This is a genomic window from Salinicoccus jeotgali (assembly GCF_039538805.1).
Classification (GTDB): Bacteria; Bacillota; Bacilli; order Staphylococcales; family Salinicoccaceae; genus Salinicoccus; species Salinicoccus jeotgali.
In genome coordinates, this window is record NZ_BAABCK010000052.1 from 1 (window position 1) to 8,217 (window position 8,217).

An 8,217-nucleotide genomic window follows, 5' to 3' on the forward strand; every position below is an offset into this window, starting at 1 on the left:
CCACCCGTTGTCATTTGGGATTCGACCAGGCACGGGCAGAACTGACGGCGATGTTCAAAGAATAGTCGCACGGTGATTACATACAAGAAAAGATTTTATCTATTTACACATAATTATTGACGGTCTCAGGAGGATAAAAATGAATAATGAATATAACGAAAGATGTAATAACATAATATCAATAAATTATCGAGATTATTTAATGAGTAAAGAATGGAGAAATAAAATTTGCCTTGATGAATTAATAGGTTTTGTGAGTATTAATAGAGATGGCGGAGATGACGTGAGATTTGAAGTTAGAAAAAACTACAAAACTGCGTTTGTGAAAATAGAAGATCATGATAGGTATTGTAAAGAACAAAACGTTAAATACAATGGTAAAATAGCTATAATTTTAGAGAGTCCTCATACAGAAGAATTTTTCGAAAAAGAGTTACAGGTTTTTGGTCGAGACGAAGGTTTTTTAAAAGCTAGACCAGCTAATGGTCAGACAGGTAGACTCTTTGAAAAATATTTTAGTGAAATTCTTAAAAAAAGTGAAATTTTTAAAAAAGAAAGTGGCAATTTACCTCCGGGCGATTATTCAGTATCTCTAATTAATTCCATTCAAAACCAATGCAGTTTAGGTGCTAACACATATTTTTATAGAGATAGGGTGTGGGCTCGACTTTGGTTTTGCAATGATGAATATTATAAATGTAACTTTATTGAAAGGGTAAAAAAACTTGATCCAACTATAATTATTAATTGTTCAACTAGAGGAAAGCATTATCCTTTGGATAATAAAAAAACTGGATACAATACCAATAAAAAGCGTGATTTTACTATGAATTTTCTAAAAGAAGAATGCAGAATAAAGCAATCTAAGATAGATATATTGAATGGCTTAGATGTCAATATAAGAAATTTAATATCAACAGAAATTAAAAAAAATTTCACTTCAGCTAAAATTTTTTATTCAAATCATCCTTCTTCTTGGTACTCTGAGCATAATCGAATATTGTATGATCATATATAATAGAGGATTATGCTCTAGGGAAGAGAAAGGGCTAGATAATATATTTTAGAAATTAGGTAAGAACGTTATTTATATCATTTTAACTGTACTATTTAATAAGATTGAGTTTAAATTGTCTTGAATTATCAAACATAAATCCCACCCGATATTGAAAAATACTATAATTTATCTATACAAATGAATGATTTCTTTATTCTCTCTCGCTTTAATCATTTTTGAATTATTCTACACCTCTATCACCGTCAAAGCGTCCGCAACTTCCGTAGCCAGATCATCGGTCCGCCATTCGCGCTGGTAGCCGAGGCATGGGCAGATGTAATGGATGCCGCCGTCTGTGATCTGGTGGCGGAAGTGGACGTGGCCCATGATGCTGTAGCGTATGGGGAATTCTCTGTAGAGTGGGTCGAAGTCGGATGTGCCGATGAATGCGTTGAAGAAGTCGAATAGGCGGTGGGGTGTAGGGACTGCAAATCGTGGATGGGTGACGACGTGCGTCATTAGGATGATGTTGCGGTCGCCGACGCGTTCGAGGTCCTGTTTTGCGGATTCAGCGAATGCTTTCGATACCGCCGGATCGTCCATTGACCAGTTGGCGCGGATCTTATCCTGCCAGGTGCCGCCGGAGAACTTGCCCGTTGCGATCTTTTCCCGGGAAAACCTCGGGTCTGCGTAGGAATAGTCATACCATCCGCTATTGCCGACGATGGCCCACTGGTCATTTATAATCAGTGGGGCGTCTATCACGCTGGTTGGGTCTTCCTTATAGAGCTGATGGATTTCGGGGGTGGATATATTGCCCGCTTCGGGTTGCCAGTAATCATGGTTGCCGGGGACGAAGCGGATATCAATCCCTGTCCTGTCCATAAGCGTATAGACGAACTCAAGGGTGATGCGGTAATCGCTGGCTATGTCGCCTGCAATGAGCAGCAGTTCTATTTTCTGTTTGTGGATTTCCTGTGTCAGTACATGTTCAAAATCCTGGATTGTATAGCGTGTCTGCCTACGATCGATATGCAGATCTGCAATGATGCCTATTCTCATATTAATCGCTCCATCAAATTTTTATCTCATAGGCAGTATCAGGTAATTCCTCAACCAAAGTCAACTGAAGTACCCATGGAAATGAAGAAGGCAGGCCATATGGCCTGCCTCTTTTGTATGCATATAAATTATGTCTATTAAGCGAATATACCGACTACCGCAGCTGTCAGCACACTGACGAGGGATGCCCCGTAGACGAGCTTCAAGCCGAAGGTGGCGACTTTATTGCCGCTTCCATCATGCAGTCCCTTAACAGAGCCTGCAATGATGCCGATACTTGAGAAGTTGGCGAATGACACAAGGAATACTGAAATCATCGCCTGTGATTTTCTGCTGAAATCATCTGCTATCGCGGTATAGTCGAGCATGGCCACGAACTCATTTGTGATGAGTTTTGTCGCCATCAGGCTACCTGCCTGTTGCGCTTCAGACCAAGGGATTCCGATAAGGAATGCGAGCGGCATGAAGATGTAGCCGAGCACGTCCTGGAAGGTGATTTCCATGCCCGGGATGAGCAGGAAGACCTGGTTCAGAATCGCAATCAATGCGATGTAACCGATCAGCATGGCCGCAACGGTCATCGCGACTTTGGCACCGTCCATGATGTAGTCGCCGAGAATCTGGAAGAATGATTTGCCGGCATCCGGATTGTCATCGACATCGGCCTCATCTTCAGCGTCGGTTACGTCGTATGGATTGAGTATGTGCACAATCACGTAAGTACCGAACAGGTTAAGGACGATCGCCGTTACGACATACTGCGGATCGAGCATGGTCATGTAGGCGCCGACGATGGAGAGTGATACTGAACTCATTGCCTGTGCCGAGAGCGTATAGAGACGGTGTTTCGGCAGGTGCGGCAATTGGTTCTTCAATGAAATGAACACTTCTGATTGTCCAAGGAGCATGGATGCAGCTCCGTTGTAGGACTCGAGATAACCCATTCCGGTCACTTTTGTAAGCAGTATGCCGAGCCCGCGGATGATGAGTGGCAGGATCTTCGTATACTGCAGTATACCGATCAGGGCGGAGATGACGATGATCGGAAGCAGGACGTTGAAGAAGAACACGTCAGCGACGCCGCCATCTTCCCCTACCATCAAGTCGCCCATGACGAAGCCGACCCCTTCAGCTGCGAATCCGAGCAGGGCGTTGAACCCATTGGCCAGACCTTCTATGACGAACTGGCCTGCGCCGGTGGATAGGAGGATAAATGCAAAAACCAATTGGAGCGCAAGCAGTATTACGATGTTCTTCCATTTCTTGAACGCAAGCTTACGGTTGCTGCTGACGAGCCAAGCCAGGAAGAATGTAAACAGGATACCGATTATTCCCATTAGAATATTCAATATTTTCACCTCGTAGAGTTATTTTTTAAGCCATTATATTACCGTAGTCTGAATGAATGACTGTATGCGTCTGGAACGATGGATATGTATCCTGGTTAATTATAATGCAAACGTTTACAGAAATAAAGGGCGAATCCATGAAACTTTCCATTTGCTATATTGATTCACAGCCTATATAATCAAAGTCAAAGAAGGTCAAAAGAGGTGATGAAATGCGTAACATGTCAGATATAATTGAACAGTACCTCAAAAAGCTGATAGAGGAGTCCGGCACTGAGGTCGTCGAAATAAAACGTGCGCACATCGCAGAAAAGTTCGATTGTGTGCCTTCGCAGCTGAACTACGTAATAAAGACGCGCTTTACCAACGAGCACGGTTACACTGTGGAGAGTAAAAGAGGCGGCGGCGGGTATATACGGATCACTAAAGTCGAGACGCATTCCAAAGCGGAATACCTTGCCCATCTGAAGCGGCTGGTCGGGGAGCAACTGTCGCAGCAGAATGCCAAACATATCATCCAGTCGTTGTATGAAAACGAAGTGGTGACGCAAAAAGAGGCGAAGATCATAAGTGCTGTAATGGACCGTGAGACATTGATGCTCGAGCTGCCGTACCGGGATCGCTTGCGGGCGAAGATACTCAAGAGGGTGATGGATGTCATCCTATACAGTGAGGAGTGATGGAATGAAGTGTGAGTCATGCAACGAAAGGGAAGCAAGCATCCATATATCGAAAGGCGATGGACTGGAGAAGAGCGAGCGGTTCCTATGCGAACAATGTGCCAATGCCTCATTCGAGAATGATTTCAGCTATCCGGATGACACCTTCAACATCCAGAAACTGCTCCAATCTCTGTCCCAACAGCCTGCGTTGCATCAGCAGCAGAAAAAAACGCTGCAGTGCAGCACTTGCGGATCGACATTGAACAGCATCGTCCAGTCCGGGAAATTCGGTTGTCCCGATTGCTACCGCACATTCGAGGCACGTCTGCCGGATATCGTAGCCCGTGTGCAGGCCAACCAGACTGAGCATGTCGGCAAGATACCGGAGAAGTCGAAGGAATACTTGAAGACGAAGCGTAAGATGGAGCAGTTGAAAGCCAAGCTCCAGGCGCTCATCGATACCCAGGAATTCGAGGAAGCGGCCGTCGTCAGAGATGAGATACGCGCTTTGGAAAAGGCGGGTGAAGACGATGGAATATAAAAACATCAGCCCATGGATGCATGATGTAAAAGAGCAGCCGGTCGAAATGTCGACCCGCATCCGCCTGGCACGCAACATCGACCATATCCCCTACCCCCATATGATGCAGAACAGCAGTGGGATCGAGCAGATCCTGGAGCTTCTGGACGGGGTACTTGAAGGGTATGACCAGAAGGATATGGCGGACCTTAAATTTGAGGACAAGGCGCTGCTTGTCGAGAAGCATCTGGTGAGTCCGCTGTTCACCAAGCAAGGACTGAAGAACTACACCAGTGAAGATGAGTCGATCTCCGTCATGGTGAATGAAGAAGACCATCTGCGCATCCAGGCGATGGGGTCATGCCAGTCCATGATGGACATCTACCGGAAGGCCAACGATATAGATGACCGGATCGAACACGAACTGGACTACGCCTTTGATGAGCGGTACGGTTATCTGACAGCATGTCCGACGAATGTCGGCACAGGTCTCCGGGCGTCTGTGATGCTGCATCTCCCGGCACTCACTTCAAGCAAACGCATCCAGCGCATGGCTGGAAATTTGAGCCGTTTCGGGTTCGTATTAAGGGGAATATATGGAGAGGGTTCCGTACCGCTCGGCCATATCTATCAGCTGTCCAACCAGTTGACGCTCGGGCAGACGGAGGAAGAGATCATCACCACCCTGGATGAACTGAAGCAGAGGATCATCGAAGAGGAACTTGAGATGCGCTCATGGCTTGAAGATGAACATCTCCTGGACGTAAAAGATGCGGTCCACCGCTCGCTCGGCCTTTTGGGACATGCCTATAAGCTGTCTTTGAACGAGGCGGCGAAGTGCTTGAGCGACATCAAGTTCGGAATCGACCTCGGTCTGATCGAACACCCACATTTTCATTTCCAGAAATGGATTCAACTCATCCAGCCGGCATTCATCAAAATGCGTCTGAATGATAAAGAAGGCACATACACATCACTGGAGCAGGCTGTTGAAGAAGAGCGTGCAACAATGATGAGATATTTAATAGGAGGGGAATAAAGTATGCTATTTGGACGACTGACAGAACGTGCACAGAAAGTATTGGCGTATGCACAGGAAGAAGCGATCAACCTCAAGCATTCGAACATCGGGACAGAACATCTTCTGCTCGGGCTTGCGAAGGAAAATGAGGGCATCGCGGCAAAAGTGCTCGTCTCCTTCAACATCACAGAAGAGAAGGTCAAAGAAGAAGTGTTCAACCTGATCAACGAAGGGACGGAACCATCGTCTTCCATCCATTACACGCCGAGAGCCAAAAAGGTGATCGAACTGTCTATGGACGAAGCACGTAAGCTCCACCATAATTTCGTCGGGACAGAACATCTCCTGCTCGGCCTGATAAGGGAGAGCGAAGGTGTGGCGGCACGCGTGCTGGCCAATCTTGACTTGAACATCACAAAAGCGCGGGCGGCCGTCATCAAAATGCTCGGCAATCCGGACGCATTCCAGCAAAAGGACAATCTGAAGAAAGATCACAATACACCGACGCTCGACTCCCTTGCCCGGGACCTGACGCAGATCGCACGTGATGAGATGCTCGATCCGGTAATCGGACGCTCCAAAGAGATCACCCGTGTAATCGAGGTGCTGAGCAGAAGGACTAAGAACAACCCTGTCCTGATCGGTGAAGCAGGTGTCGGTAAGACAGCCATCGCTGAAGGGATGGCACAGGCCATCGTCAAAAATGAAGTGCCTGAGACGCTGAAGGATAAGCGTATCATGTCATTGGATATGGGTACGGTCGTTGCGGGTACGAAATACCGCGGTGAATTCGAAGAGCGCATGAAGAAAATGATGGACGAAATCCATAAGGCCGGCAACGTCGTGCTCTTCATCGATGAGCTCCATACGTTGATCGGTGCGGGCGGCGCAGAAGGTGCAATCGATGCATCCAATATCCTGAAGCCGGCACTGGCACGTGGTGAGCTGCAGTGCATCGGTGCCACGACGCTCGAAGAATACCGTAAGCATATAGAAAAAGACGCGGCATTGGAACGTCGCTTCCAGCCTGTCCAGGTGGATGAACCGAGTGTTGAAGATGCGATCCTCATCCTTAGAGGACTGAGGGACCGCTACGAAGCGCACCACAGGATCACAATCACAGATGAGGCGCTTGAAGCGGCGGCGATCATGAGTAACCGTTATGTACAGGACAGGTACCTGCCGGATAAGGCGATCGACCTGATTGACGAGGCATCCTCTAAAGTGAGGCTCAGAAGCTATACCTCCCCTCCAGATCTGAAAGATCTTGAAAGTAAGCTTGAAGCCGTCAAGAAAGAAAAGGATTCCGCGGTGCAGAGCCAGGAATTTGAAGCGGCGGCAAGCTACCGGGACAAGCAGAGCAAACTTGAAGCAGAACTCAAAAAACGCGAGGATGACTGGAAGAAGGAACAGGGCCAGGCTTCTCAATCCGTTGAAAAGAGCGACATCGAACTGGTCATCAGCGGCATCACCGGCATACCGCTGGCCAAGATTGCAGAAGAGGAGTCAGAGCGCCTGCTGAACTTGGAGAGCATCCTGCATGACCGTGTAATCGGCCAGGAAGATGCAGTGGCCTCCATTTCAAAAGCGGTCAGACGTGCCCGTGCAGGCTTGAAGAATCCTAAGCGTCCGATCGGAAGCTTCATCTTCCTCGGTCCGACAGGTGTGGGTAAAACAGAACTTGCCCGTGCCCTCAGTGAATCGATGTTCGGTGAGGAAGAAGCCATGATCCGCGTCGATATGAGTGAGTACATGGAGAAGCATTCCGTCTCCCGTCTCGTTGGTTCGCCTCCTGGCTACGTCGGCTATGATGATGGTGGGCAACTGACGGAAAAAGTGAGGAGAAAACCTTACTCCCTCGTCCTGTTTGACGAGATCGAAAAGGCCCACCCTGATGTCTTCAATATGCTTCTGCAAGTGTTGGATGATGGCCGCTTGACCGATTCGAACGGCCGCACCGTCGATTTCCGCAACACGATCATCGTCATGACATCGAACGTCGGCGCCCAGGAACTCAAGGACAACAAGTTCGTAGGATTCGGCACGACAGACGATAGCCAGGACTACGATACGATCAGAAGCACGATGATGAAAGAGCTCAAAAACACATTCCGTCCGGAATTCATCAACCGTGTGGATGACATCATCGTCTTCCACAGCCTCGAGAAGAAACACCTCAAACAGATCGTCTCACTTATGATCGATCAGCTGAGAGACCGTCTCAGCGGCCAGGATATCCATCTTGAAGTGACGGATTCGGCCAAAGAGAAAATCGCTGACGAAGGCTATGATCCGGAATACGGCGCAAGGCCGCTTGCACGGTCCATACAGCGTCACATTGAGGATCGTCTCAGCGAGTCCCTCCTATCTGGGGAAGAGCTTGAAGGCAAAGTCGTCACGATCGACTACAAAAATGATGAATTCGACGTAAAAACTAAAGACGCAGTGGCGGCGGAATAGATGCATAAAGGCCGGGCGGATTGATTTGACCCCCTCCAGGTTTACAGATGAAATAAAACATCTGTAAACCTGGAGGGGGTTCTTTTATGACTGACAAATATTATTCATTTGAAGAAAAGCTGAAAATGATTCAGGAATTGAGGGTA

At 47.5% G+C, this 8,217-nt stretch carries 7 protein-coding genes; 5 read left to right on the forward strand and 2 right to left on the reverse strand.

The window, feature by feature from the left end; genetic code table 11:
* Positions 1 to 139: 139 nt before the first annotated feature.
* Complete coding sequence (locus ABD734_RS08135) at positions 140 to 1,018, forward strand: hypothetical protein (protein WP_344703209.1); 879 nt, start codon at positions 140 to 142, stop codon at positions 1,016 to 1,018.
* A 225-nt stretch (positions 1,019 to 1,243) separates the two neighbouring features.
* Here the strand turns inward: ABD734_RS08135 and ABD734_RS08140 are convergent, their stop codons facing one another.
* Together ABD734_RS08140 and ABD734_RS08145 are read right to left on the reverse strand one after the other, a co-directional pair.
* Positions 1,244 to 2,059: a metallophosphoesterase gene (locus ABD734_RS08140; RefSeq protein WP_344703211.1), complete on the reverse strand. Its 816-nt coding sequence runs from the start codon at positions 2,057 to 2,059 to the stop codon at positions 1,244 to 1,246.
* Positions 2,060 to 2,196: 137 nt separating this feature from the next.
* Positions 2,197 to 3,408 (reverse strand): NupC/NupG family nucleoside CNT transporter, encoded by a 1,212-nt coding sequence (locus ABD734_RS08145; protein ID WP_344703213.1) that lies wholly within the window; start codon positions 3,406 to 3,408, stop codon positions 2,197 to 2,199.
* A gap of 212 nt (positions 3,409 to 3,620) precedes the next feature.
* On the opposite strand from ABD734_RS08145, the gene ABD734_RS08150 reads away from it, so the two are divergent.
* The 4 genes from ABD734_RS08150 to ABD734_RS08165 are packed head-to-tail and all read left to right on the forward strand — an operon-like array spanning position 3,621 to position 8,071.
* A complete protein-coding gene (locus ABD734_RS08150) occupies positions 3,621 to 4,088 on the forward strand; it encodes a CtsR family transcriptional regulator (RefSeq protein ID WP_344703215.1) in 468 nt (155 codons plus the stop codon).
* 4 nt (positions 4,089 to 4,092) lie between these two features.
* Positions 4,093 to 4,611: a UvrB/UvrC motif-containing protein gene (locus ABD734_RS08155; protein WP_344703217.1), complete on the forward strand. Its 519-nt coding sequence runs from the start codon at positions 4,093 to 4,095 to the stop codon at positions 4,609 to 4,611.
* The gene (locus ABD734_RS08160) at positions 4,601 to 5,629 is read left to right on the forward strand and encodes a hypothetical protein (protein WP_344703219.1); all 1,029 of its coding nucleotides are present in this window, start codon (positions 4,601 to 4,603) and stop codon (positions 5,627 to 5,629) included. Before ABD734_RS08155 ends, ABD734_RS08160 begins: the two co-directional genes overlap by 11 nt.
* A 3-nt stretch (positions 5,630 to 5,632) precedes the next feature.
* Positions 5,633 to 8,071 carry an ATP-dependent Clp protease ATP-binding subunit gene (locus tag ABD734_RS08165; protein ID WP_344703221.1) on the forward strand — a complete coding sequence of 813 codons (2,439 nt, stop codon included), beginning with the start codon at positions 5,633 to 5,635 and terminating at the stop codon, positions 8,069 to 8,071.
* Positions 8,072 to 8,217 lie beyond the last annotated feature (146 nt).

Coding starts and splice junctions, on each gene's coding strand:
- ABD734_RS08160 (WP_344703219.1), top strand. CDS start 4,601: ATGGAATATAAAAACATCAGCCCATGGATGCATGATGTAAAAGAGCAG.
- ABD734_RS08165 (WP_344703221.1), top strand. CDS start 5,633: ATGCTATTTGGACGACTGACAGAACGTGCACAGAAAGTATTGGCGTAT.
- ABD734_RS08150 (WP_344703215.1), top strand. CDS start 3,621: ATGCGTAACATGTCAGATATAATTGAACAGTACCTCAAAAAGCTGATA.
- ABD734_RS08140 (WP_344703211.1), bottom strand. CDS start 2,059: ATGAGAATAGGCATCATTGCAGATCTGCATATCGATCGTAGGCAGACA.
- ABD734_RS08135 (WP_344703209.1), top strand. CDS start 140: ATGAATAATGAATATAACGAAAGATGTAATAACATAATATCAATAAAT.
- ABD734_RS08155 (WP_344703217.1), top strand. CDS start 4,093: ATGAAGTGTGAGTCATGCAACGAAAGGGAAGCAAGCATCCATATATCG.